The organism is Streptomyces sp. NPDC054813 (genome assembly GCF_053611365.1).
The window spans coordinates 1-25,304 of the sequence record NZ_JBSHAF010000020.1; the positions used below are offsets into that span (position 1 = coordinate 1).

At 69.7% G+C, this 25,304-nt stretch carries 22 protein-coding genes and 1 pseudogene; 19 read left to right on the forward strand and 4 right to left on the reverse strand.

Annotated elements, in window-relative coordinates:
- The first annotated feature begins 562 nt into the window (after positions 1 to 562).
- The 13 genes and pseudogenes from ACWGJB_RS33505 (at position 563) to ACWGJB_RS33565 (ending at position 11,006) form a co-directional block, all read left to right on the forward strand.
- The gene (locus ACWGJB_RS33505; RefSeq protein ID WP_453383806.1) at positions 563 to 838 is read left to right on the forward strand and encodes a hypothetical protein; all 276 of its coding nucleotides are present in this window, start codon (positions 563 to 565) and stop codon (positions 836 to 838) included.
- Complete coding sequence (locus ACWGJB_RS33510; protein ID WP_453383807.1) at positions 835 to 1,245, forward strand: type II toxin-antitoxin system VapC family toxin; 411 nt, start codon at positions 835 to 837, stop codon at positions 1,243 to 1,245. The genes ACWGJB_RS33505 and ACWGJB_RS33510 overlap by 4 nt, the downstream gene beginning before the upstream one ends.
- 171 nt (positions 1,246 to 1,416) lie before the next feature.
- The gene (locus ACWGJB_RS33515; RefSeq protein ID WP_453383808.1) at positions 1,417 to 1,899 is read left to right on the forward strand and encodes a hypothetical protein; all 483 of its coding nucleotides are present in this window, start codon (positions 1,417 to 1,419) and stop codon (positions 1,897 to 1,899) included.
- Between the two features lie 32 nt (positions 1,900 to 1,931).
- Entirely contained in the window at positions 1,932 to 2,579 is a 648-nt protein-coding gene (locus tag ACWGJB_RS33520) for a hypothetical protein (RefSeq protein WP_453383809.1), read from the forward strand.
- A 1,199-nt stretch (positions 2,580 to 3,778) separates the two neighbouring features.
- A complete protein-coding gene (locus tag ACWGJB_RS33525) occupies positions 3,779 to 4,894 on the forward strand; it encodes an IS110 family transposase (protein ID WP_453383810.1) in 1,116 nt (371 codons plus the stop codon).
- A gap of 32 nt (positions 4,895 to 4,926) precedes the next feature.
- Positions 4,927 to 6,246, forward strand: coding sequence for a bifunctional 3-oxoadipate enol-lactonase/4-carboxymuconolactone decarboxylase PcaDC (gene pcaDC / locus ACWGJB_RS33530; RefSeq protein ID WP_453383811.1), 1,320 nt, complete (start codon positions 4,927 to 4,929; stop codon positions 6,244 to 6,246).
- 28 nt (positions 6,247 to 6,274) lie between these two features.
- A complete protein-coding gene (locus ACWGJB_RS33535; protein WP_453383812.1) occupies positions 6,275 to 6,910 on the forward strand; it encodes an MBL fold metallo-hydrolase in 636 nt (211 codons plus the stop codon).
- A 36-nt stretch (positions 6,911 to 6,946) separates the two neighbouring features.
- Positions 6,947 to 7,726, forward strand: a complete 780-nt coding sequence (locus tag ACWGJB_RS33540) for an exodeoxyribonuclease III (RefSeq protein WP_453383813.1) — start codon at positions 6,947 to 6,949, stop codon at positions 7,724 to 7,726.
- Positions 7,727 to 7,742: 16 nt separating this feature from the next.
- On the forward strand, positions 7,743 to 8,150 hold the full coding sequence (locus tag ACWGJB_RS33545) for a DUF6278 family protein (RefSeq protein ID WP_453383814.1): 408 nt from the start codon (positions 7,743 to 7,745) through the stop codon (positions 8,148 to 8,150).
- Between the two features lie 172 nt (positions 8,151 to 8,322).
- Positions 8,323 to 8,448 (forward strand): annotated as a pseudogene (locus ACWGJB_RS33550) (amino acid ABC transporter ATP-binding protein); the annotation flags it as partial.
- Between the two features lie 121 nt (positions 8,449 to 8,569).
- Positions 8,570 to 9,505, forward strand: a complete 936-nt coding sequence (locus ACWGJB_RS33555) for a glutamate ABC transporter substrate-binding protein (protein ID WP_453383815.1) — start codon at positions 8,570 to 8,572, stop codon at positions 9,503 to 9,505.
- A gap of 11 nt (positions 9,506 to 9,516) precedes the next feature.
- Complete coding sequence (locus tag ACWGJB_RS33560; protein WP_453383816.1) at positions 9,517 to 10,161, forward strand: amino acid ABC transporter permease; 645 nt, start codon at positions 9,517 to 9,519, stop codon at positions 10,159 to 10,161.
- Positions 10,158 to 11,006 carry an amino acid ABC transporter permease gene (locus ACWGJB_RS33565; protein ID WP_453383817.1) on the forward strand — a complete coding sequence of 283 codons (849 nt, stop codon included), beginning with the start codon at positions 10,158 to 10,160 and terminating at the stop codon, positions 11,004 to 11,006. Before ACWGJB_RS33560 ends, ACWGJB_RS33565 begins: the two co-directional genes overlap by 4 nt.
- Before the next feature lie 43 nt (positions 11,007 to 11,049).
- Here the strand turns inward: ACWGJB_RS33565 and ACWGJB_RS33570 are convergent, their stop codons facing one another.
- Both ACWGJB_RS33570 and ACWGJB_RS33575 read right to left on the reverse strand, forming a co-directional pair.
- A complete protein-coding gene (locus ACWGJB_RS33570; protein WP_453383818.1) occupies positions 11,050 to 12,666 on the reverse strand; it encodes a CocE/NonD family hydrolase in 1,617 nt (538 codons plus the stop codon).
- Between the two features lie 116 nt (positions 12,667 to 12,782).
- Positions 12,783 to 13,547, reverse strand: a complete 765-nt coding sequence (locus tag ACWGJB_RS33575; protein ID WP_453383819.1) for a hypothetical protein — start codon at positions 13,545 to 13,547, stop codon at positions 12,783 to 12,785.
- 143 nt (positions 13,548 to 13,690) lie between these two features.
- Between ACWGJB_RS33575 and ggt the strand changes: the two genes are divergently transcribed.
- Positions 13,691 to 15,484 carry a gamma-glutamyltransferase gene (gene ggt, locus ACWGJB_RS33580; RefSeq protein ID WP_453383820.1) on the forward strand — a complete coding sequence of 598 codons (1,794 nt, stop codon included), beginning with the start codon at positions 13,691 to 13,693 and terminating at the stop codon, positions 15,482 to 15,484.
- Between the two features lie 68 nt (positions 15,485 to 15,552).
- Here ggt and ACWGJB_RS33585 read toward each other — a convergent pair whose 3' ends face one another.
- Together ACWGJB_RS33585 and map are read right to left on the reverse strand one after the other, a co-directional pair.
- Positions 15,553 to 18,096 (reverse strand): ATP-dependent Clp protease ATP-binding subunit, encoded by a 2,544-nt coding sequence (locus tag ACWGJB_RS33585; protein WP_453383821.1) that lies wholly within the window; start codon positions 18,094 to 18,096, stop codon positions 15,553 to 15,555.
- Positions 18,097 to 18,672: 576 nt separating this feature from the next.
- Positions 18,673 to 19,452 (reverse strand): type I methionyl aminopeptidase, encoded by a 780-nt coding sequence (gene map / locus ACWGJB_RS33590; protein ID WP_453383822.1) that lies wholly within the window; start codon positions 19,450 to 19,452, stop codon positions 18,673 to 18,675.
- Between the two features lie 57 nt (positions 19,453 to 19,509).
- On the opposite strand from map, the gene ACWGJB_RS33595 reads away from it, so the two are divergent.
- The 5 genes from ACWGJB_RS33595 (at position 19,510) to ACWGJB_RS33615 (ending at position 25,299) form a co-directional block, all read left to right on the forward strand.
- Positions 19,510 to 19,761: a helix-turn-helix domain-containing protein gene (locus ACWGJB_RS33595; RefSeq protein ID WP_360475023.1), complete on the forward strand. Its 252-nt coding sequence runs from the start codon at positions 19,510 to 19,512 to the stop codon at positions 19,759 to 19,761.
- A 126-nt stretch (positions 19,762 to 19,887) separates the two neighbouring features.
- On the forward strand, positions 19,888 to 21,336 hold the full coding sequence (locus ACWGJB_RS33600; RefSeq protein WP_453383823.1) for a hypothetical protein: 1,449 nt from the start codon (positions 19,888 to 19,890) through the stop codon (positions 21,334 to 21,336).
- A 137-nt stretch (positions 21,337 to 21,473) separates the two neighbouring features.
- Positions 21,474 to 22,316 (forward strand): nitrilase-related carbon-nitrogen hydrolase, encoded by an 843-nt coding sequence (locus tag ACWGJB_RS33605; protein ID WP_360475018.1) that lies wholly within the window; start codon positions 21,474 to 21,476, stop codon positions 22,314 to 22,316.
- Positions 22,313 to 23,596: an aspartate aminotransferase family protein gene (locus ACWGJB_RS33610; RefSeq protein WP_453383824.1), complete on the forward strand. Its 1,284-nt coding sequence runs from the start codon at positions 22,313 to 22,315 to the stop codon at positions 23,594 to 23,596. Before ACWGJB_RS33605 ends, ACWGJB_RS33610 begins: the two co-directional genes overlap by 4 nt.
- Before the next feature lie 119 nt (positions 23,597 to 23,715).
- On the forward strand, positions 23,716 to 25,299 hold the full coding sequence (locus tag ACWGJB_RS33615) for a PucR family transcriptional regulator (RefSeq protein ID WP_453383825.1): 1,584 nt from the start codon (positions 23,716 to 23,718) through the stop codon (positions 25,297 to 25,299).
- Positions 25,300 to 25,304: the final 5 nt, after the last annotated feature.

The following is a 25,304-nucleotide window of genomic DNA, read 5'->3' on the forward strand; positions in this document are numbered from 1 at the left end:
GTTCGACGTCACACACACCCAGCCTGCACGAACGCAGCGCACGAGCGCCGAGGAACACCCAGACGATCAACGCCTACGAAATTCTTGGAAGAGCCATCTTTAGGACAGTCCCGTAGCCGGGCGGCGGGAGCGGTGACCGGCTGGCCGGCCCGGCTGACCGTAACTGGGCTCCTGGCGGAGCAAGTTGTCGCCGACGACCGTCCTACGGCCGGATCGCAGGCACAGGGCCGACCAGGGGGCCGACCCTCCACGCCCGTCACCGGGTCCGCCGAGGGCGGTGGCCGGCCCCGCTGCCGACGGGGAGCAATGTCCCGCGGCCCGCCGTCGGCAGGCCCCGCCCCGCCGGCCCCCGCGGCGCGGGACCGGCCAGCGCAGCGGCACCGTCCCGATGCCCGTGGACCGCCTCTCCGGCGAGCAGGCCGCCGGGGGATGTACCAGACAGGACACGCACGGGATCTCGACCAGGTTCCTGGCGATCCTCGGGCGACTGCCCGCACCTCAGCGGGGGTGAACCTCTGACGATTCAGCTGTCCGAGCCGCGGGGCCGTCCTACACTGCAGGTGTGACCGCTGCATTCGACTACGAGGACATGCACCACCTGGTGGACCGGCTCTCCCCGGCCCAGGTGCGACGCCTGCGCCTGCTCGTCACCCAGGATGAGGAACTGTCCCAGGTTGCCCAGTCGCTGCCGGCAGTCGACGTGAGCGAGGCCGAGGAGTCGGTCCCGGTCGGGCTGCTGGCCTTGATCGGCAGCGTGAATGGCCCAGAGGATCTGGCTGAACGGCACGACGACTACATCCGTGAGCGGATGCGCAAGCGCTTCGGCGACTCGGCGTGATTGCCACGGTCCTGGACACCGGACCCCTGGCTGCGGCGTTCAACGCGGCTGACCGGCGTCACCCGGAGTGCGCCTCCCTGCTGGCGTCGCTGACCGGCCGCCGTCTGCTGCCCAGCCCGGTCATGACCGAGGTCTGCTGGCTGCTGGAGCGCTGGCCCCGGGTCGAAGCGGCGTTCCTCGCCGAGGTCGCCCGGGGAACATTCGAGCTGGTCCATCTCGCTCCCACCGACCTGACGCGCATGGGTGAGCTGGTTCTCCAGTACGCCGACTTCCCGCTCGGTGGGGTCGACGCCTCGGTCATCGCGGTGGCCGAGCGCTTCGGCGTGGACCGGGTAGCCACCCTCGACCGGCGGCACTTCAGCGTCGTCAAGCCCGCCCACGTCCCCGCGCTGACACTCCTGCCGTAGCCGGGCAAGTGGTCTACACCACTGACGGCAGCGCTGACGGCAACAACCACGGACGCCAGCGTACAGCCACGTACACCAGCGGAGTACGAAACCGCCGATGACCTGCGAAAACGCAGGTGGGAAGGGGTCGCGTAGCACACGTACTATGTTGTCGCGGGCGGCATCTCGATCTTGGTCCACAACACCGGTGATGCCTGTAAGCCGGCCTATGTGTGGCGGGCCAACCGCCCATTTGTAAACGATCACCCTCAGGATCCGGTCTCCGCAGATGCCTTGATCAAGCCGGGTGAACCGCTTGCGGCCGGGGACTACGTCTACGTGGTCAAGCGAGACGGATCCCTCGCGGCAGCGCTTGAGGACAATGTCGTTAATTTTGGGTCGCCGCGGCTGAACGGAGGCCACACTAGTCTTTCAGCGGACCTTGGAGCAGGCGAGAGTCCAGCACCGGTGCTCATGGCCGGAAGGTTCACTGCCGACGAGAATGGCCGCATTACGATGTTCGACAATGATTCGGGCCACTATCACCCTGGGTACGATGATTGGGAATATGATCCCGAAGCATATATGTCGCTTGAGGACGTGGCGCGTCAGGCATTTGAGCGATTTGGGCTTCCTGCGCCAGGGTCGGATGCTTGGGATCCGTACGTACCATAGTCATGGGGTCCGGAGGAAGAGAGGAGTCGGCTGTGCATGAACGGAGCGGCGCAAGCGATCCGGAAAACGCCGTAGGCGCTGGTTCGATGCCGTCGCAGGCGAGCGAGGCTTCCGAGACTTACCTCGCGTCTGTGCTGGAGATGGCCCGGCTGCTCGACCTTGAAGTCAGCCCTACCTCACACGACACGCACGCGGCGCGTGACGTGTGGGGGGCGGTGCGTGGGCCCCTCGCGGCGAGGTCGAGCCTCCCGGATGACTTCTTCACGCCACTGGTGGCGGCGGCGATCTATGAACCGGACCCTAGTTTTACGCGTTGGTTCGCTAAGCCGGCAATTGAAGCATTTGGGCGCCTTCGAGTCCGTCGCGCATTGCTTGAATATCTCAAGACTGGGTCAGATCGGGAACGGATCGGGGCAGCTCAAGCGTGGTACTATACGCAACTCCGACGATCTGATGTGCGCGCGGCTGAGGTGAAAGCTGGGACTGAATCAGATGGCTCGGGTGATCTTACGGCTGAATGGCGTGAGGCTGCGCTCCGTGAGTTTGTCAGAAATAACAACTTGACGCTTCGGCATTATCTTGTGAAATACCTGCCCCTTGGCGGTACGGATGCGTTTCCATCTAATTCTCGAGAGCTAGTGGATGTGGCGCTGGAGATCGCGAGAGGATTGCCGCGATAGCGGCTGGCCGGGTGAAGATCTTGCGAAGCTCTTACATTTGATTTGCCTACCGCAAGTCAGATGATTCCATTTTTGGTATTCCAAGGCTGTTGTAATCGTGAAATCGTGAATGCAGGGGGACCTTCCTGAGCGTCGATTGATTCCGAGGATCGCTATTTTGTGCCGGAGGGGGCTTTTCTGTTGGCGTATGGCGCTCGTAGAGTCAGTAGCCGCGATGCGCTATTGGGGTGAATTTGCCAAGGGGATCGCACTGATCCTGGATGGCGTGCAGATCAGATTCAGTCCTGCTTTGATTGACGGATTGCAGTGTTCCGGTTCAGCTCGCGGGGATTCCGCTAATGGTCGATGCTTCAGTTGACTATTTTTGGGGTGGCGTGCCAGTTCATTACGAACGAAACTCCGTCTTCCGGGACGCTTGAGGCCCAATCGGACAGTGTTTCTTGGGTCGGGTCTTCTTGGTGCCCGGCGGAAATATCGGCGGATTGGTGCCGCGCAGGCCCGTGGGTCGTTGTCGTAGTCGGGCTCGGGAGAGATTTGATCGAGGGTCCCGAGGCGTGCCCGCTGTTTGTCGACTCATTACTATGAGGACGTTACTCTCGTAACGGCCGAAGAAGCATGGACTTGCACTCGGGATTCCACGTTCGAGCATCCGGGATGGCATGGAATTTCAATTCCACGATAATGATCTTGAGGTCTATGAGGACATGGGGCATGCGCTGAGTCGTGGATCCGCGCGGGCGGGTGGGGCCCATACGCATGGATTCCGAAGTCGGCGGCCGCCTATTCGATCGGTGACGCAGCCGACGAGGGCGGCGCCCGGGTCGCCGCTCTTGCGGCTGGCGACTCCTGATCGCGCCGCTTGCCTTCGTGCGCTGTTGTGCTCGGCCGGGATCAGGTTCGGGGTGTTCGTGAAGGGGGTTGAGCATGTCCTGCGGTTCCTGGGTGGTAGCGAGATGGGGGCGGGAGTATGGATGGGTGCTGTCCCGGGCCAATGGTCTGACTCATGATATTTCTGACCGAAGTGTCTCAGTCACACGGTGTCGGCCGTTGGCCGGGGATGGTGCGTTGTCGGTGCCGGGCTGGCGGGGTGTGTCCCGATAGGGGCCTGTCGATTGTTGTGGCGTCCTCACGATTCTGACCGTCTGACGCGGCTCGGTACCGGCAACGCGATACGTCATCGGGCCGGAAGGGGAACGGGCATGCGTGGCTCGGCACTGTCCAGTACGACGCCTGCTCCGCGGGCTCGCCCTCGTCGCCCTGTGGGGGAGGTGGTGCTGGGAGTGGACACGCACCGGGACGCCCATGTGGCTGCGGTGCTCTCCTTGACGGGGGCGGTGCTCGCCACTGACGAGTTCCCGGCCACCGCGGCTGGATACCGCGATCTGCTGAAGTGGGCCAGGAAGTCGGGAACCGTGAGGCGGGCCGGAGTGGAGGGGACCGGCTCCTACGGGGCGTCTCTGTCCCGCTATCTGCTGGCCCAGGGCATAGACGTGTTTGACGTGAACTGGATGGACCGGGCGGATCGTCGTCGGCGCGGCAAGTCGGATCCGCTCGATGCCCAGAATGCTGCGCGAGCCGTGTTGAGCGGGCGGGCCAGCGCCCGGGCCAAAACGGGCGACGGGCCGGTGCAGATCGCGAGAATGTACAAACTCACGAAGGCGTCGGCCGTCAAGGCCCGCACTACGGCCATCAATCAGCTCAAGGCCGTCCTTGTTACTGCTGATCCCGCTTTACGGGAAGAACTGGCCGGACTGGGCAATGCCGAACTCTTTCGTACCTGCGCACAGTTCACCGATGCGTGTGGTTGCGAGGAGGTCGGCGCGGAGTCGGTGGTGCAGGCCACCCGGATCACGCTGGGCCTGCTGGCTCACCGGATCGGCCGGCTCTCCGAGGAGATCCGGGATGTAGAGGCTCGTCTTGCCCGGCTCGTGGAACGGCATGCCCCGCAGCTGCTCGACGTGGTGGGGATCGGCCCGGACACGGCGGTCACGTTGCTGATCACGGTGGGGGACAACCCGGAACGGCTGGACAGTGAGGCATCGTTCGCCGCGCTGTGCGGGGTCAGCCCTGTCGAGCGTTCCTCGGGACGCCGGCATTTCCGTCGCCTCAACCGTGGCGGCGACCGGCACGCCAACGCGGCACTCCACCGCATCGTGTTCACCCGCCTGCGGGTCGACTCGCGCACCCAGGACTACTACGAGCGCCGGATCAAGGAGGGCAAGACCCGGCGCGAAATCGTCCGTTGCCTCAAACGCTACGCGACACGCGAGGTCTTCCACCTGGTCAAACAGCTACAGCCAGCCCCCCGCTCATAGGGGCTGTCGTGACAGATGAGAGGGTCAGGCAGGTGAGTGAGACGCCAGCGAACACCCTGCAATACCGCTTTGACGGGCCAGAAGACGCTCCTGTCCTGATCCTGGGTCCCTCACTGGGTACCACATGGCACATGTGGGACCGGCAGGTCCCGGAGTTGACCCAGCAGTGGCGGGTCTTCCGTTACGACCTTCCCGGCCACGGCGGCTCCCCGGCACACCCGGCCGGTTCCGTCACCGAACTGACCGCCCGGCTGCTGGCCACGCTCGACTCCTTCGGCGTCCAGCGCTTCGGCTACGCGGGCTGCGCGCTCGGCGGTGCCGTCGGCATCGAGCTGGCCCTGCGGCACCCGGAGCGGATCGCCTCGCTCGCGCTGGTCGCCGCCTCACCCCGGTTCGGGACGGCGGACGAGTTCCGGCAGCGCGGTGTGATCGTACGGACGAACGGCCTGGACCCGATAGCCCGGACCTCGCCCGAGCGCTGGTTCACCGGCGGGTTCGCCGCCGCGCAGCCCGCGATCACCGAGTGGGCCGTCCAGATGGTGCGCACCACCGACCCCGGCTGCTACATCACCGCCTGCGAGGCCCTGGCGGGCTTCGACGTACGCCATGAACTCGCCCGGATCGGCGTGCCCACGCTCGTCCTGGTCGGCTCGGACGACCAGGTCACCGGCCCCGCCGAGGCCCGCACCCTGGTCGCCGGGATCCCGGACGCCCGGCTCGCCGTGGTGCCCGGCGCCTCCCATCTGGTCCCGGTCGAGCAGCCCGCCGCCGTCACCGACCTGCTGGTGCGGCACTTCTCCACCGCCTGGCAGCCCGCCTACGACTCGACCACCGGCCAGATGGCCATCCCGGCCGCCCCGCCGAAGCCGGTCCTGCCCGCCGCCCCGCAGGCCGTGCCCCAGGTAGCCCCGCAGGTCACGCCCCTCGCCGAGATCGCCCCGGCCGTCGCGGTGCCACAGCCGCTCGGGCGACCAGACCCCTACGACGCGGGCCTGAAGGTCCGCCGTGAGGTGCTCGGGGACGCGCATGTGGACCGGGCGCTGGCCCAGGCCGACGAGTTCTCCGGGGACTTCCAGGAGTTCGTCACCCGCTACGCGTGGGGCGAGATCTGGGACCGGCCCGGACTCGACCGGCGCTCGCGCAGCTGCGTCACGCTCACCGCGCTGGTCGCGGGCGGCCACCTGGACGAGCTGGGCTTCCACGTCCGGGCGGCCCTGCGCAACGGCCTCACCCCGGGCGAGATCAAGGAGGTCCTGCTCCAGGCGGCGGTGTACTGCGGAGTGCCGGCGGCGAACAGCGCGTTCCGGGTCGCCCAGCAGATCATCCGTGAGGAGACCACTCCCGAGGACTGACGGACGGCCCGGGGGCAGGATGGTGACCATGAAGCTCACGAAGAAGTCCCACGCGTGCGTGCGCCTGGAGAAGGACGGGCGCACGCTCGTCCTGGACCCCGGCGGGTTCAGCGAGGAGGACGCGGCGGTCGGCGCCGACGCGATCCTGATCACGCACGAGCACCCCGACCACTTCGACGAGGGCCGGCTGCGGGCCGCGCTGGACGCCGACCCGGCCGCCGAGATCTGGACCCTGAAGTCCGTCGCCGACCGGCTCGCGGCGGCCTTCCCGGGCCGGGTGCACACCGTCGGCCACGGCGACACCTTCACCGCCGCCGGCTTCGACGTCCAGGTGCACGGCGAACTGCACGCGGTGATCCACCCCGACATCCCGCGCATCACCAACGTCGGCTACCTGATCGACGGCGGCAAGGTCTTCCACCCCGGCGACGCCCTCACCGTTCCCGACCACCCCGTCGAGACGCTGATGCTCCCGGTGATGGCCCCCTGGAACAAGATCTCCGAGGTCATCGACTACGTGCGTGAGGTGAAGCCGCGGCGCGCCTACGACATCCACGACGCCCTGCTCACCGACCTGGCCCGCCCGATCTACGACCGCCAGATCGGCGCTCTGGGCGGCGCGGACCACCAGCGGCTGGCCCCGGGGGCCTCGGCGGACGTCTGAGGCACGTTGTCAGAGGGGCCCGGTAGGTTGTCAGGCATGCGCATCGCGACCTGGAACGTGAACTCGATCACCGCCCGCCTGCCGAGGCTCCTCGCCTGGCTGGAGAGCAGCGGCACCGACGTGCTCTGCCTCCAGGAGGCCAAGGTCGCCGAGGCGCAGTTCCCGGTCGAGCAACTGCGCGAGCTGGGCTACGAGGCGGCGGTCCACGCCACCGGCCGGTGGAACGGCGTGGCGGTGCTGTCCAGGGTCGGCCTGGCGGACGTCGTCAAGGGCCTGCCCGGCGACCCCGGCTACGACGGGAGCGTGGAGCCCCGCGCGATCTCGGCGACCTGCGGCCCGGTCCGCGTCTGGTCGGTGTACGTGCCCAACGGCCGCGAGGTGGACCACCCGCACTACGCCTACAAGCTCCAGTGGTTCGAGGCCCTCAAGGCGGCCGTGGCCGGGGATGCGGGCGGCAGCCGCCCCTTCGCGGTCCTCGGCGACTACAACGTGGCGCCGACGGACGACGACGTCTTCGACACGGCCGCCTTCGAGGGCCTCACCCATGTCACCCCGGCCGAGCGGGCCGCCCTGACCGCGCTGCGCGAGACCGGCCTGTCCGACGTGGTCCCGCGCCCCCTGAAGTACGACCACCCCTACACCTACTGGGACTACCGCCAGCTCGCCTTCCCCAAGAACCGCGGCATGCGCATCGACCTGGTGTACGGCAACGAACCCTTTGCCAAGGCCGTGCAGGACTCCTACGTCGACCGCGAGGAGCGCAAGGGAAAGGGCGCCTCCGATCACGCTCCGGTGGTGGTGGATCTGGACGTGTAAGTGTCAACCTGGGTCCATGAACATCCCCTTCCTGGGTAACAGGCACACCAAGACCGGTGACGTGCCCCTGATCGCCGACCCCGATCTGCTCGCCGAGTGCGAGCTGCTGCGCGCCCAGGCGGCCGAGGACGGTGTCACGCTCGACGACACCCCGGCCTCGCTGGAGGCCCTCGACCAGTTGGTCCCGCGCTGGCGGGACGACGAGGAGACCCTGACCTGGCTCGGCACCGACGCCGGCCTGTATCTGGGCACCGTCCTGATCCGGACCGTGCCCGGTGCGGAATGGGAGATCCGCGCGGACGGGGAACCGGTCGTACGACTGGAGTCCGGGCGGGAGTTCGAGGTCGTCGAGTCCGGCCACGACTGGGCCGAGAGCGGAGTCCCCGAGCTCTCCCAGCTCTACGCGGAGGTCGCCGAAGCCTGACCTGCGGCCGTACGAACGGCGATCACCGCATCGATCACCGCCTCGCCACCCCAGCGATAAAGACCGTGTAAATACGGCTAATGCCCGAAAAGTGCGTGTCGTGCCTTAAGTCGTCTCGCGGCTGGATAGTTTGCGGCAACCACGACACAGCTGAGAGTGGGTAGGGCTGCGGATGGCCGTCGATCCTTTGATCGAGCTGCGCGACGTCGACAAGTACTACGGCGAGCTCCATGTCCCGCGGGACGTCGGTCTCACCGTCGGCAGGGGGGACGCCGCCGACGAGGTCCTGGTGGTCATGCGACAGCCGGCCCGGGACGGCATGGACCGCGCCCCGGAGGAGTTCTCCACCGCCCCGCGCAGCGAGCGTGCCAGGGACTTCCACTCCACGATCCTCAAGCACTGAGCGGGGAGTGCGACCCATGCGCCGTACCCCCCGTCTGCCCGCCGCCCCGGCTCTGCTGAGCGCCTTGCTCACCGCACTGCTCGCCACCGCCGGAGCCGCCGGCTGCGGCAAGGAGGGCAGCCCGCCCAGGAAAGGCCCGGCGGCCGGGACACTTCCCCATTACCAGGTGGCGCGGAACGTCCGGCTGCCCGCCTCCAGGACCTGGACCCGGGCGAAGCGGCGCGGCCACTTCGTCGTGGGCGTCAAGGAGGACCAGCCCTACCTCGGCGAGCGGGACCCGGCCACCGGCGTGTACTCGGGCTTCGACATCGAGATCGCCAAGATGATGTCCGCCTCCCTGGGCCTCGCCCCGGAGACCATCCGCTTCCGGACCATCGCCTCCGCCAACCGTGAGACCGCCCTGCAGAACGGCCAGATCGACTACTACGTCGGCACCTACACCATCAACGCCAACCGCAAGAAGCTGGTCGGCTTCGCCGGACCCTACTACCTGGCCGGCCAGTCCCTGCTGGTGCGCCATGACGAGAACGACATCCACGGCCCCCAGGACCTCACCGGCAAACGCGTCTGCTCGGCCGCCGGTTCGACGCCGTACCAGCGGATCAGGGTCGACTACCCGAAGGCGGTCCTGGTCGCCTACGACACCTACTCCGTGTGTGTGGACAACCTGCTCACCTACCAGGTCGCCGCCGTCACCACCGACGACGCCATCCTCATCGGCTACGCGGCGAAGGCCCCCGGCGAACTCAAGGTCGTCGGCAAGCCCTTCTCCCAGGAGCCGTTCGGCATCGGCGTCCCGCGCGACGACACCGCCCTGCGCTTCGCGATGGACGACGCATTGGAGGCCCGTGAGAAGAACGGCGACTGGAAGAAGGCCTACGACGCGACGCTCGGCCTGTCCGGCGTCCCTGCCCCGAAACCGCCCCCGATCGACCGCTATCCCGCGAGCTGAGCGAGGACGGCATGAACGTACTGACAGACAACTTCCGCACGTACGCCGAGGGTTTCCTCGGCACCGTCGAACTGACCGTCTACGCCTCGGCCCTCGCCCTGGTCCTGGGCTTCCTGATGGCGGCCTTCCGGGTCGCCCCGGTGGCCTCGCTGCGGTTCCTCGGCACGGCCTGGGTCACCGTGCTGCGCAACACCCCGCTCACCCTGCTGTTCTTCGCGGTGCTGCTCGGCCTGCCCCGGTTCGGACTCGTGCTGCCCTTCCAGGTGTTCGCGGTCCTCGCTCTCGGCTGCTACACCTCGGCGTTCATCTGCGAGGCGCTGCGCGCCGGCATCAACACCGTGCCCAGGGGGCAGGGCGAGGCCGCCCGCAGCCTCGGCATGACCTTCGGGCAGACCCTCGGCCTGGTGATCCTGCCCCAGGCGTTCCGGTCGGTCATCCCGCCGGTCGGCTCCACCCTCATCGCGCTCGCCAAGAACTCCGCGATTGCGGGCGCGTTCAGCGTCACCGAACTCCTCGGCACCTACAAGACCTTGAGCGAGCTCGGCTACAACATCGTCTGGACGTTCGTCTGGATCGCCGTCGGCTACCTCGTCATCACCCTCGCCATCAGCGCCCTGTTCACCCGGCTGGAGCGGAAGTGGGGGGTCGCCCGATGACCGAGACCACCGCGCTCTACGACGTCCCGGGTCCCCTCACCAGAAGACGGCACGCGGTGTACGGCGTCCTGTCGACCCTCGTCGTCCTCGGCCTGCTCGCCTGGATCCTGTATCTCCTCCTCGACACCGGACAGTTCACGTACACGAAGTGGATGCCCTTCGCGTACAAGGGAATTCAGGAACTCCTGCTGCGGGGTCTCGGCAACACGCTCGCGGCCTTCGCGACGGCCGCCGTCCTCTCCCTCGCGCTGGGCGGCCTGCTGGCCACCGGGCGGCTCTCGGAACACCGCCCGGTGCGCTGGGCGGCCACCGTCGTCGTGGAGTTCTTCCGCGCCATGCCCGTACTGGTGATGATCTTCTTCGTCTTCGTGGCGCTGAAGGTCCAGCCGCTGCCCGCCCTGGTCGCCGGTCTCACCCTCTACAACGGCTCGGTGCTCGCCGAGGTGTTCCGCTCCGGGGTGAACAGCGTCGAACGCGGCCAGCGGGAGGCCGCGTTCGCGCTCGGCATGCGCAAGACCCAGGTCATGGCGTACGTCCTGGTGCCGCAGGCGGTACGGGCCATGCTGCCCGCCATCATCAGCCAGCTCGTGGTGGCCCTCAAGGACACCTCGCTCGGCTATCTCATCACCTACGAGGAGTTCCTCCATGCCGGGAAACTGATCGCATCCAACCTCGACTACGATTTGCCCTTCATCCCTGTGGTGATGGTGATCTCGCCGATCTACATCGGGATGTGCGTGTTGCTCTCGTGGTTCGCCGGCTGGGTGGCCGGACGGGAGCAGCGCAGTCCCAGGACCGAGGCCGTCGAGGTGGCCCCGGCCGAACCGGGGACGCTGCTGCCGTAGAAGGCGGCAGCCAGGGCCAGGCCCGGCCGGCGGCAGCCGGAGATCACTGCTCGCGCAGCGGAACGGACACGTACGACGGGTCGTCCACCGGCGAGGAGAAGGTCAGCTGCGCGCCGGACGGGTTGTGCTCGATGTAGAGCGGGTCCACCGTGTCGACCACCAGCGCGAGCCGGTGCCCGGCCGGCACGTCGTAGGCCGTGGAGAACAGGTCCAGGTCCACGTCGAACGCCTTGCCGGGGGCGCGGTCGTACCAGGTGTACGGCGCGTTGGTGACCAGCTTGCCGAGGCCGAGCGGGCCCACGTCGTACAGGTAGGCGACGAGGGTGCCGCTCTCCTTGGTCGGGGTGAGGGTGGTGTGCAGCCGGGCCGTGCCGCGCACCCGCTGGGCGCTGCCGTTCCGCTCGGACTGCCAGACGGCGGCCCAGCGGCGGGGCAGCAGCGGGATCGAGGCGACCGGCGGCAGCTGGGCGATCTGGTCGAGGAGGCCGGAGAGGAGGACCACCCCGCCGTCCGCGCCCGAGTCGACGTTCGCGTGGATCGTGGTCGAGCCGGCCAGGGCGATCTTCCTGCGGGTGGCACCCACCGACTTCCAGTCCGGGTAACCCTCGTAGCCGCCGTCGGTACGGGACTTGAGCTGGACCGGCTGCTCGCGGTCGATGCCGTTGTCCGTGCCCTTGAGGTAGTGGTCGAACCAGCGCTCGGTGTCGGTCCACACGTCGTTCGGCAGCCCCAGCAGCCCGGTCAGCTCGGCCGTGGCGTGGTCGCCGGGGCGCAGCTCCAGGCGCTTGGGGCCGGTGAGCTTCCCGTAGAAGTCGGTGTACTGGTTGGCCGGGAAGATGGAATCGCTCCAGGCGTTGGCCATGAAGACGGCCGCGCCGTTCTCGTTGAGCTGGTCGACGTAGGTCGCGACGGAACGTTTCGCCCCCCAGGCGATCATGTCCTGTTCCCGGTCCAGGTTCGAGGCGTAGAAGTCCTTGAAGATCTGCCGGACTTCGGGGCTCTCGCGCCCGGTGAGGGTCGCCGAGCCGTCCAGGAGGGCGGCCGCCTCGACGTGCTGGGTACGGCCCGAGTAGATCGAGTCGATCAGATCCGCCCAGCCGCTGAGCGCGCCGACCGCCTTGATCCGCTTGTCGTGCGCGGCGGCCAGCAGGCTGATCCCGGCGCCGTACGAGACCCCCGCGATGCCGATGTGCCCGGGATCGGCGGTGGTGTTGGCGAGGGCCCAGTCGATGACCTTGGACGCGTCCGCCACGTCCGGCGGACCGGCCACTTCTATCTGCCCGCCGGACTGCCAGAATCCGCGCACGTTGTAACTGAGCACGATGTAGCCGGCGTCGGCGAGTTTCTGGGCCTGGGCCAGATACTCGACCTGGGGCAGCGACCAGCTCGTGGGGAGCACGATGAGCGGGTAGCGCCGCGTGGCGTCGGCGCCCGCGGGCGTGACGACGTTCGCTTTCAGGACCGTGCCGCCGTCGCCGGTGATGTCGACGAAGCGGACGGAGCCGGCAGCCTGGGCGGCCGGGGCCAGGCCGACGACGCCGGCGGCGATCAGGGCCGCCGAGACGGCCCCCGCGGCGGTCTTACGCAGAGCGGCGGTGCGGTGGTCGGCGCGGCGGCCGGTGGCGGTACGGCGGCTCGTGGTGGTGCGACCTCGTCCCATGGGTCACTCCTCACTCGTGTCAGTGCAAAGTGACCAGACGGTAACCGCAACCTCTTACCGTAAGTAACCCGTCGGTAAGTTACGTGCGGGTAACGATTGTTGAATGGTGCAGCTACTCAGGAGGCGCGGTGCGAGGAGCGCGTCGTCTCGGTGGTGGCGGGCGGCAGCGGCGCCTGGGCGGCGCGGGTCACGTCCGAGACGAGTTCGACCACGTCCGGGCCGTACGCCTGCGAGTTGACCACCTTGAGGAGGAGCACGAAGGTGTTGTTGCCGTGCTTGCGGGCGAGCCGCTCGTGGTTGCGGGCGAGGTAGCGGGTGGCCGCCTGGTTGGTGATCGCGCGCTGTCCGCAGAACAGGAACACCGGGCGCCCGTCCGGACGTTGACCGGCGGTGAGGCGGGCCAGCAGGACGTACTCGGTGATGCCCGGGTCGAGGCGGTAGCGCTCGGTGCCGATCTGGAAGGCGCCGCGGTCCGGGCCCGGTTCCGGGTCGATGTTGACCCGTACGCCCGGCAGCATCGCGGACATGTGCGCCAGCATGCGCCGGTTCGACCCGGGCCCGCCCACGCAGAACTCGGTGCGCTCGCCGAAGCCCTGCTGGACGTTTTCCTGGGTCACCATCTGGAGGTTGGCGCCGCAGTCCTTGATCAGCGCGGCCAGCTCCAGGAGCGCGAACACGTCGAAGCGGTGCACCGCCGGTTCGGAGGTGGCCGGATCGCGATTGACGACCAGCAGCGACTCCGAGTTCTCCGGCAGCCCGAAAAAGGCCTGCTTGCGGCGCAGGCCGCGCCGCCACAGCGAGGTGCGGGCCAGCCAGCCGAGCGCCGCGCTGATGCCGGCGGCCACGACGCCAAGGATAATGTTGCGCAGGTCGTCATTCATGGGCGCGCATGGTAGCGGCCGCAGATGGCCGGAACGTACCCGTGTTCGAAGTGTGGCGGTCATATGACAGTGCCTTGAATGTGGCTGTCGGGGCCGAGGTCCCGCCGATACGCTGCGCGGACGTTCCGGAACTGGAGGTGCGGATGCGTCGCCCTGTCACGCGGAAACTGACCGTTCTGGCGGTCTCGGCCGCTGTGGTGTCGGTGGGGGCGGCTGCGCCTCCCGCCCCCGGTGGTGCGACCGTCGCGAAATCGCCGGTGGCCGTCGGCTACGGCGGTGCGGTCTCCAGCGTCGACGCGGACGCCACCGCCGCCGGTATCGAGGTGCTCCGCAAGGGCGGCAACGCGGTCGACGCGGCCGTCGCGACGGCCGCCGCGCTCGGGGTCACCGAGCCCTACTCCTCCGGCGTCGGCGGAGGCGGCTACTTCGTCTACTACAACGCCAAGTCCCGTACGGTGCACACGATCGACGGCCGTGAGACCGCGCCGCTGACCGCCGACTCCGACCTCTTCGTGGAGAACGGCAAGCCGCTCGCCTTCGCGGACGCCGTGAGCAGCGGGCTGAGCGTCGGCACGCCCGGGACGCCGGCCACCTGGCAGACGGCGCTGGACCGGTGGGGGAGCGAACGACTGGGCACGGTGCTGAAGCCGGCCGAGCGGATCGCCCGCAACGGGTTCGTCGTCGACGACACCTTCCGGTCGCAGACCGCGTCCAACGAGACCCGGTTCCGGTACTTCCCGGACACCGCGAAGCTGTTCCTGCCGGGCGGGCAGCTGCCGGTGGTGGGGTCGACCTTCAAGAACCCAGAGCTGGCCCGGACATACCAGGAGCTGGGACGGAAGGGGATCGGGGCGATCTACCGGGGGGACCTCGGCAGGGACATCGTGTCGACGGTCGACAACCCGCCGGTGGACCCGGGTTCGGGGTGGAAGGCCCGGCCCGGCAAGCTCTCCGCGAAGGATCTGGCCGCGTACCGGGCCAAGGCGCAGGCGCCCACCGAGACGGCGTACCGCGGACTGAAGGTGTACTCGATCGCGCCGTCCTCGTCCGGTGGGACCACCGTCGGGGAAGCCCTCAACATCCTTGAGCACACCGACCTCTCGAAGGCCAGTGAGGTGCAGTATCTGCACCACTTCATCGAGGCCAGCCGGATCTCGTTCGCGGACCGGGGGAGGTGGGTCGGCGACCCCGCGTTCGAGGACGTGCCGACGAAGGGGCTGCTGTCGCAGCGGTACGCCGACGAGCGGGCCGCGCTGATCCACGACGACTCGGTGCTCACGAGCCCGGTCGCGCCCGGCGACCCGAACCATCCGGGGTCGACCGGGACGGCGGCGCCGACCACCTACGAGGGCGAGAACACGACACATCTCACGGTCGCCGACAAGTGGGGGAACGTCGTCTCCTACACGCTGACCATCGAGCAGACCGGTGGCAGCGCGATCACCGTTCCCGGACGCGGGTTCCTGCTCAACAACGAGCTGACCGACTTCTCGTTCACGCCGGCGAACCCCGCGGTGCACGACCCGAACCTGCCGGGGCCGGGGAAGCGGCCGCGGTCCTCCATCTCACCGACGATCGTGCTCGACAAGGCCGACAAGCCCGTGGTGGCGGTCGGTTCGCCCGGCGGGGCGACCATCATCACCACCGTGCTCCAGGTGCTGACCGAGTTCCTGGACCGGCATCTGCCGTTGGTGGACGCGATCGCCGCGCCCCGGGCGTCGCAGCGGAACGCGGCGAAGACCGAGCTGGAACCGGCGCTGTACAACGACCCCGTTGTGAGGGGGAAGTTGGAGGCGATCGGGCAGTCGTTCTCGTTGAATCCGGAGATCGGGGCGGCTACCGGGGTGCAGCGGCTGCCGGGTGGGAAGTGGCTGGCGGCAGCGGAGACGGTGCGGCGGGGTGGAGGGTCGGCCCAGGTGGTGAATCCTGCGCCCTAGGCTCCGGCTGCGTGGGGGCTGGTCGCGACCACGCGGCGGTAGCCGCACATCGACACAGCCCCGCGCCCCTATCGGGACGCCTGCTCTGTACGGAACTCCAAGGTGCCGTCCCTCACATCCACCGTCACCTCGCCGCCTTCCGTGACTGTGCCGTCCAGGAGTCGGCGCGACAGCTGGTTGTCGACTTCCCGCTGGATGGTCCGCCGTAGCGGTCGTGCGCCGTACTCCGGCTGGTAGCCGTGTTCCGCCAGCCAGTCGACCGCCGCGTCCGTGAAGTGGGACGTGATGCCCTGGGCGTGCAGCATGCGGCGGGTGTGCTCCAGCAGCAGCTCGGTGATCTGGTGCAGCTGTTCGCCGGTGAGCTGGCGGAAGACCACGATCTCGTCGATACGGTTCAGGAACTCCGGGCGGAAGTGGTCCCGGAGCGGGCGGAGGACCTGTTCCCGGCGGGCCTCCTGCGTCGCCTCCTCCCCGCCGGGACCGAAGCCGACACTGGCGCCGCGCCTGGTGATCACGTCCGAGCCCAGGTTGCTCGTCATCACGATGACCGTGTTGGTGAAGTCCACCGTGCGGCCCTGGGAGTCGGTCAGGCGGCCGTCGTCCAGGACCTGGAGCAGGATGTTGAAGACGTCCGGGTGGGCCTTCTCCACCTCGTCGAGGAGGAGGAGCGAGTAGGGGTGGCGGCGGACCACCTCGGTGAGCTGCCCGGCCTCCTCGTGGCCGACATAGCCGGGCGGGGCGCCGACCAGGCGGGAGACGGTGTGGCGCTCCTGGTACTCGCTCATGTCCAGGCGCACCATCCGGTCCTCGCTGCCGAACAGGACCTCGGCGAGGGCGCGGGCCAGTTCGGTCTTGCCGACGCCGGTCGGGCCGAGGAAGAGGAAGCTGCCGATCGGGCGGTCCGGACTGGCGAGCCCGGCGCGGGAGCGGAGCACCGCCTCGGAGACGGCCGCGACCGCCTCGTTCTGGCCGATGACCCGTTGGTGCAGGTGAGCCTCCAGGCCGAGCAGCCGCTCCTTCTCCTCCTGGGTGAGGTTGCTGACCGGGATACCGGTCAGGCGGGACACCACCTCGGCGATCGCCTCGGCCGTCACCTCCAGGTCCATCCCCTCGTCCACCTGGTCCTCGCCGGAGAGTTCGGCGATACGCGTCTTCAACTCGCCGATGCGGTCGCGGAGCTGGGTCGCGTGTTCGTACTGTTCGTCGGCGACCGCCTGGTCCTTGTCGCACGTGAGCTGCTCGATCTCGCGCTCCATGGCCCGCACGTCGCTGCCCTTGGCGCGGGAGCCGAGGCGGACGCGGGCACCGGCCTGGTCGATCAGGTCGATCGCCTTGTCCGGGAGCCTGCGGTCGGTGAGGTAGCGGTCGGACAGCTCCACGGCGGCGACCAGGGCCTCGTCGGTGTAGCGGACCTGGTGGTGGGCCTCGTAGCGGTCGCGCAGGCCACGCAGGATCTCGATGGTGTCCGGGACGGTCGGCTCGGGCACCAGGATCGGCTGGAAGCGGCGGGCCAGCGCCGCGTCCTTCTCGATCTTGCGGAACTCCTCAAGCGTGGTCGCGCCCACGATGTGCAGCTCGCCCCGGGCCAGCGCCGGCTTGAGGATGTTGCCCGCGTCCATCGAGCCGCCCTCGCCGCCGCCTCCGGCGCCGACCACGGTGTGCAGTTCGTCGATGAAGACGACCAGCTGGTCGGAGTGGGCGCGGATCTCCTTCACGATGTTGGTCAGGCGCTCCTCGAAGTCACCCCGGAAGCGGGTGCCCGCGACCACGCCGGGCAGGTCGAGGGCGATCACCCGGCGCCCGGAGAGGACGTCCGGCACGTCCTGGTCGGCGATCCGCTGGGCCAGGCCCTCGACGATCGCGGTCTTGCCGACACCGGCGTCACCGATCAGCACGGGGTTGTTCTTGCCGCGCCGGGAGAGCACCTCGATGGTCTGCTCGATCTCGTCGTCGCGGCCGATGACCGGGTCGATCCGGCCCTCCCCGGCCAGCTCGGTGAGATCGCGGCCGTACTTGTCCAGCGTGGGCGTGCCGGTATGGCGGCGGCTGTCCGTGCCGGTGAGGACCCGGTCGGTGTCCGGGACGTCCGCCGGCAGGCCGGCGGCGAACCGGGCCGCGTTCAGGATGTGCCCGGCGGCCGAGTCCGGGTTGGCGGCGAGCGCGCCCAGCACGTGTTCGGGGCCGATGTATCCGGCGCCGCTGGCCCGGGCCAGGTCGTGCGCGTCCAGCAGAGCCCGCTTCACGGCCGGGGTCAGGGACAGTGAGGTCGGCGGGGGTGCCTCGCCGGGCGGGTGCTGGACCGGGCCGGCGCGGCCGTCGATCTCCGTGGCCAGCGAGTCGGGATCCGCGCCGGACCTGCTGAGCAGGGAGCGGGTCGGCTCCGCCGTCAGAGCCGCACGCAGCAGATGCTCGGTGTCGAGGTCCCGGCTGCCGTGTTCGGCCGCGTACTGGGCGGCGCCCCGGACCAGTTCCCGGGCGGGCTGGCTGAGCAGCCTGCCGATGTCGATCTGACGGGGGCCCTGGCGCTCCCCACCGCCGCGGAAGAAGCGGGCGAGGAACTCTCCGAAAGGATCCTGTCCGAAGTCGCTCGGTCCGGGGTAACCGCTGCTCATGAGCGTTCGTTCCGTTCCGGCGTCCCGGCGCCTGGCGGGACGCGCTCGCTGGTCGACGTGCCGGTCCACGCGGGTGCCCCCTGCAGCGCCCGGTCACACCACCTTCGCACGCCTGCCCGAGGGGGGCATGTCCAGCACTTCGGGCCCGGGTGGCCGTCGCGCGCGGGGCGGCACCCCGCCGGTGCACCCGGTCGCGTTCCGCCCGGCCGGTCCCCGGGAAAACCGGAATGGCCGCGGTATTGCATCCGACGGAGATCGCCCGACACACCACGGCGGTCAAGAGGTGAATTCTTTCGGTGTGCCGGACGCGGACCGGCGAAGGCGGGTACACCTTCGCTCGGCCCGCGCCGACGGGAGTGTGACAGCACGCGATCAGCGGCCGACAGGGCGCGGCCGGGGGATCGGAACTCGCATGCGCACGTTTTCCATGAGAACTCCTTCGCTGATTCGGGCGGCTTTTTCTCCGCCCGTCACGGATATGTGTACGGGGGGCTGCCCTTGTTCAGCGCTGGGGAAATCTCATTCGTGCGGCACCGGACCGTATATCGCGACAGAAATTCGCGGGACTGACCTGTGTCAGTTCTTTGAATTCCTTTCCGTGAGGATCCGTGGCCCCGCCTCCGTGATCGCCACGGTGTGCTCGACGTGCGCCGCGCGGGAGCCGTCGTTCGTGCGCAGGGTCCAGCCGTCGGGAGCCTCGTGGTAGCCGTCCCGGCCGCTGCCGATCAGCATGGGCTCGATCGCCAGGGCCATGCCGTGCCGGAGCGGGAGACCGCGGCCGGGGCGCCCCTCGTTGGGCACCTCCGGGTCCTCGTGCATACGGCGGCCCACGCCGTGCCCGCCGAAGCCCTGCGGGATGCCGTAGCCGGCCTCGCGGCAGACGGTGCCGACGGCGTGCGCGATGTCGCCGATGCGGTTGCCGACGACCGCCGCAGCGATGCCCGCCGCCAGGGCCCGCTCGGCCGTCTCGACGAGCCGTACGTCCTCCGGGCGCGGCCTGCCGACCGTGAAGCTGATCGCCGAGTCGCCGACCCAGCCGTCGAGCTCGGCGCCGCAGTCGATGGAGACCAGGTCGCCGTCGCGCAGCCGGTAGGAGGTCGGGATGCCGTGCACGATCGCGTCGTTGACGGAGGCGCAGATGACGGCGGGGAACGGGGTGGCCGCGAACGAGGGCCGGTAGCCGAGGAAGGGGGAGGAGGCCCCGGCCGCCCGCAGCACCCCCCGCGCCACCTCGTCCAGCTCGAGGAGGGAGACGCCGACGGCGGCGGCCTCCCGGACGGCCGTCAGGGCCTGCCCGAGGACCTGGCCGGCCCCGTACATCGCGTCGATCGATACGTCTGTCTTCAGTTCCACCATGCCAATTACTATACCGGCTTTCTAGACCGGCTAAGAATGACGGCTTAGACTGACGGCATGGTACGCACCCCCCTCACTCCGGAAGAGCGTGAACGCGGCGAGCGGCTCGGGCAGATGCTGCGCGAGGCGCGCGGCGGCCGGAGCATGACCGAGGTGGCGGCCGAGGCCGGTATCTCCGCCGAGACGCTCCGCAAGATCGAGACCGGCCGGGCGCCGACGCCCGCCTTCTTCACCGTCGCCGCGCTGGCCCGCGCGCTCGGCCTGTCGATGGACGAACTGGTGGCCCGCTGCGCCCTGGCCCCGGCGTGACGCGCATCGGTCAAGATCCCGTAATGAGGGCTCTGCGCGCCCGCTGAAAACTCCCCGTAGCAGCCTCGTAACACGACTGGTGTTGCCTACGAAGCCGGAGTGTTCCGGTCGGGCGGGAGTGGAGCGATGACTGTGGATCAGCTCCCGGGCCGGGTACGGGAGTTCGCAAACTACCTCAATGGCCTGCTGGCACGCCTGGACCAGGGGGGCGGCTGGTGCGCGGTGTTCTGGCAGCGCGACCCCGACGGTATGCAGGCCTGCCTCGGCGGCCGGGAGGTCCCGCCCTGGGACGTCGTGGAGGCGCTTCTCCAGGACTTCGCGACCGCCTACGGTCCCGAGGCCGCCGCCCGCGCGACCGAGCAGGGCCTTCGCCTGCACGCCGGCGCGCTCGCCGCGTACGACGCCCGGCCCGGGGTCCGGGAGGAGCTGAGCGACCGCCTCGACGTCATGCTCCGCGAACAGCGCTACGCCGCCGAACGGCTGGCCCAGCTCGGCCGCGCGTACAGCTCCGCGCACTCCCGCGAGGAGGTCGAGTCCCTCGACATCGACCTCGCCTGGGCCCGCGACGACCACGAACGGGCCTCCGCCCGGTGTGCCGAACTCCGGGCCCGGGTGGGGCGGTTGGAGCGACAGGCCGAACCGGGGCCGCCGTCGCCCGGCCCGGCAGTCGAACCGACCGCGACCGCGCAAGCGTCCGTGACCGTGCAAGTGTCCGCGACGAGTACGACGATGCGCGGCCGCTCGGACGGGGTCACGCCCGACGGCGGCGCAGCCCGACCGTCCTCCGCCCCGCAGGCGCCCCAAGCACCGGCCCCCGCTCCTGGCCCTGCCCCCGCTCCCGCCAAGCAGCAGCGCAAGCGCCGGCGGGGCAGCGCCCGGTTCGCCGGGATGGCCGAGGACGGGGCCATGCCCACCGCCGTGCCGCAGGCTCCGGAGGCGGCCGTACCCGCGGCCCCCGGTGGCCGTCGCACACCGCGCGGGGCCCGGTTCGCCGGGGCCGCCGAGGCACCGGTGCGGCCCGAGCCGGTGGTGGAGCAGGCCGACGCGGAGGCGGGACAGGCCGTGACGGGGGCCGTGGCGCGACTCGAACGGCTGCGGGCCGAGGGCCGCACCGGCGAGGCGCACGCGCTGCTGGCCGAGGCCGCGCAGTGGCCCGCCGCCCGCTTCCCCCTGCTCGCGGACGCCCTCCAGCGGGCCGGGCTCGGCGCGGACTGGGCCACGCTGCTCTGGGAGACGGCCTCGCTGCCGGCCGCCCGGCTGGTGGCCGCCGCCGACGCGCTGACCGCCGCGGGCCGGACCGCCGACGGCCGCCAGATCCTCCGCCAGGGCGTCGTCCGCCCCGCCACCGAGATCGGCCAGGCCGTCCTCGCCCTGGACACGGCGGGCCGCCACCGCGAGGTCCGGGCCCTGCTGGACACCTACGTCCAGGTCCGCACGCCGGAAGAGGCGGCGCACAGTGCGGAACCCGACCCGCACCGCCTGGTTCCGCTGCTTCTGAGCTCGGCCCGGACGATCTCCGACCAACGACACTGGGACCTGCTGCACGCGCTGCGGGTGGCAGGCCTCGCCTCCTGACGGACGGGCGCACCGGCCCCCGCATCCGCCAGCCAGGTTAGAAACGTGATCGACTCGGCGGCTTAACGACGATGGTCTTGGCAAGGACTCCGAGGAGGCTTACTTTCGACCCTCTACGGGCGTAGAAGGAGCAGCTCATGGCCAACGTCGTACGCGCCGCTCTGGTCCAGGCCACCTGGACCGGCGACACCGAGTCCATGGTGGCGAAACACGAGGTGCACGCCCGCGAGGCGGCCCGCCGGGGTGCGAAGATCATCGGATTTCAGGAAGTCTTCAACGCCCCCTACTTCTGCCAGGTCCAGGAACCCGAGCACTACCGCTGGGCCGAGCCGGTCCCGGACGGCCCCACGGTCCGTCGTATGCAGGAGCTGGCCCGCGAGACCGGCATGGTCGTCGTCGTCCCGGTGTTCGAGGTCGAGCAGTCCGGGTTCTACTACAACACCGCCGTGGTGATCGACGCCGACGGCAGCGTCCTCGGCAAGTACCGCAAGCACCATATCCCGCAGGTCAAGGGCTTCTGGGAGAAGTACTACTTCAAGCCCGGGAACGTCGGCTGGCCGGTCTTCGACACCGCCGTCGGCAAGATCGGCGTGTACATCTGCTACGACCGGCACTTCCCGGAGGGCTGGCGGCAACTCGGTCTCAACGGCGCTCAGTTGGTCTACAACCCGTCGGCCACCTCGCGCGGCCTGTCGGCCTACCTCTGGCAGCTGGAGCAGCCCGCGGCCGCCGTCGCCAACGAGTACTTCATCGCCGCCATCAACCGGGTGGGCCAGGAGGAGTACGGGGACAACGACTTCTACGGCACGAGCTATTTCGTCGATCCACGTGGGCAGTTCGTGGGGGAGGTGGCGAGCGACAAGAGCGAGGAACTCGTCGTCCGTGACCTCGACTTCGACCTGATCGAAGAAGTACGGCAGCAGTGGGCCTTCTACCGCGACCGCCGTCCCGACGCCTACGAAGGGCTGGTACAGCCGTGAACGACCTCTTCGCCCGCCACCGCCAGGTCCTGCCCGACTGGCTGGCCCTCTACTACGACGAGCCGCTGGAGATCACGCACGGCGAGGGCCGGCACGTCTGGGACGCGGACGGCAACCGCTACCTCGACTTCTTCGGCGGCATCCTCACCACGATGACCGCGCACGCCCTCCCCGAGGTGACGAAGGCGGTGAGCGAGCAGGCAGGACGGATCATCCACTCCTCCACGCTCTACCTCAACCGCCCGATGGTCGAAATGGCCGAGCGCGTCGCCCACTTGAGCGGCATCCCGGACGCCCGGGTGTTCTTCACCACCTCCGGCACCGAGGCCAACGACACCGCCCTGCTGCTCGCGACGACCTACCGCCGGACCAACACGATCCTGGCGATGCGCAACAGCTACCACGGCCGCTCCTTCAGCGCCGTCGGCATCACCGGCAACAAGGGCTGGTCCCCGACCTCCCTGTCGCCGCTCCAGACGCTGTACGTCCACGGCGGCGTGCGCACCCGCGGCCCGTACGCCGAGCTGAACGACCGTGACTTCATCGCGGCCTGCGTCGACGACCTGCGCGACCTCCTCGGCCACACCCGCCCGCCGGCCGCGCTGATCGCCGAGCCCATCCAGGGCGTCGGCGGCTTCACCTCCCCGCCCGACGGTCTGTACGCGGCCTTCCGCAAGGTCCTCCAGGAGCAGGGCATCCTCTGGATCGCCGACGAGGTGCAGACCGGCTGGGGCCGCACCGGCGAGCACTTCTGGGGCTGGCAGGCGCACGGCCAGAGCGGCCCGCCGGACATCGTCACCTTCGCCAAGGGCATCGGCAACGGCATGTCCATCGGTGGCGTGATCGCCCGTTCCGAGATCATGAACTGCCTGGACTCCAACAGCATCTCGACGTTCGGCGGCACCCAGATCACCATGGCGGCGGGCCTCGCCAACCTGTCGTACCTCCTGGACCACGACCTCCAGGGCAACGCCCGCCGGGTGGGCGGCCTGCTGATCGAACGCCTCCGCGCCGTCGCCGCCCAGCTGCCCGGCGTACGGGAGGTCCGGGGCCGCGGCCTGATGATCGGCGTCGAACTGGTCAAGCCCGGCACGGACGAGGCCGACCCCAAGGCCGCGTCGACGGTCCTGGAAGCGGCGCGCGAAGCCGGCCTCCTGATCGGCAAGGGCGGCGGCCACAACACGAGCGCCCTGCGCATCGCCCCGCCGCTGTCGCTGACGGTGGCGGAGGCGGAGGAGGGCGCGGCGATCCTGGAAAGCGCTCTGAGAAGCGCCTACTGAAGCGCCCCAAAGGGGCGCGGGGCTGTTTCGGATATGCGGCTACCGCCGCGCGGGCGCGACCAGCCCCCACCGGCCCGCAGTCCCCGAACGCACCGAACCCGACCAAGGGACCACGCAAGATGACCGCCACTTGGGATCCCCCGAACACCACAGACAGCCCCATACTGTCGGTCCGCCAGATCCTCTCCCTGGAACGGGTCCTGGCCGGCGACCCCGAGGTGGTGGCCGGCGCCGCCCACCTCGACCGCCCCGTCCGCTGGGTGCACGTGGCCGAGGCGCCCGACGTCGGCGTCATGCTCACCGGCGGCGAGATGGTCCTCACCACCGGCGTCCTGCTGGCGGACGACGCGCACAAACAGGCCGAGTACATCCAGTCCCTGTACCGGGCCGAGGCCGCCGCGGTCGTCCTCGGCCTCGGCCGCGCCTTCCCGTCCCCACCCGACGCCATGCGCCGCGCGGCGGACCGCTGCGGCCTCCCCCTGGTGGTCCTGCACCGCCCCTTCCCCTTCGCCGAGCTGACGGAGGAGGTCCAGTCCCGTCTGGTGCGGCGGAAGTTCGCCGCCGTCAGCCTCTCCGAGTCGGTCCGTACCGCCCTCACCGGCCTCATCACCGCCGGTGCCCCCCTGCAACGCCTCCTCGACGAGGTCGCCGTGCACAGCGCCTGCCCGGTCGTCGTCACCAACCTCGCGCACCGGGTGCTGGCCACCGCGGGGGAGCGGTCGGCCGTGGACGACGTGCTGCGCGACTGGGAGCGCATCGCCCGGCAGGCCGGCGGCGGCGAGGGCGACGGCTGGATCCGCGCCGAACTCGGTGGCCGTGGCGAGCGCTGGGGCCAGATCATGCTCTGCGGCTACCGCGGTGACACCGCCACCGGGCGGCTGCTCGCCGACCGCGGCGCCGAGGCCCTCGTCCTGCACCGCATGCTCGGCGGCGGTTCCGCCCACAGCTGGGAGGAGCAGTCCGCGCAGAGCCTGCTGACCGACCTGGTCTCCGGGGTCGTGCCGGCCCGGCAGCTGCTGCCCAGGGCCCGGGCGGCCGGACTGCCGGTCAACCGGCGGACCTTCGTCCCCGTCGTCGTCACGGACGCTGAACCGGCCCAACTGGAGCGGATCCTGCGCCTGTTGGGACTGCCCGGACTCGTCGCCGAGCTCACCGAACGTGTCACCGCCGTCCTGCTCAGTCTCGCCCGCGACCAGGACGCCGACGCCCTCGCCACGCACTTCGCCGTCCGGCTGCACGGCGAGGCGGCTCAGCCGCAGGCGGTGGTCGCCGCCGCCGGCCCCCGTACCTCCTGGGACGACGTGCCCGCCGGTCTGCGCGAGGCACAGCACGTGGCCGACGCCGTCGCCGACTCCTCCGACGCCCTCGACCTGCCACCCGTCGTACGCCTCAAGGACGTACACCTGCGGGGCCTGATCCGGCTGCTCCGCGACGACCCGCACGTCCAGTCCTTCGCCGAGCGCGAGCTGGACGGGCTGCTGTGTCCGGTCGGTACCGACCAGGACCTCCTTGGCGTCCTGCGGACGTACCTCGCCACCGGGCGCAACAAGTCCCGCACCGCCCAGCTGCACCACGTCTCGCGGCCCGCGCTGTACCGCCGCCTGGAGGCGATACAGGCCCGGCTCGGCGTCGACCTCGACGACTTCGAACAGGCGGCCTCCGTGCACATCGCACTCCTCGCACATGACGCGCAACAGCGGTGAAACAT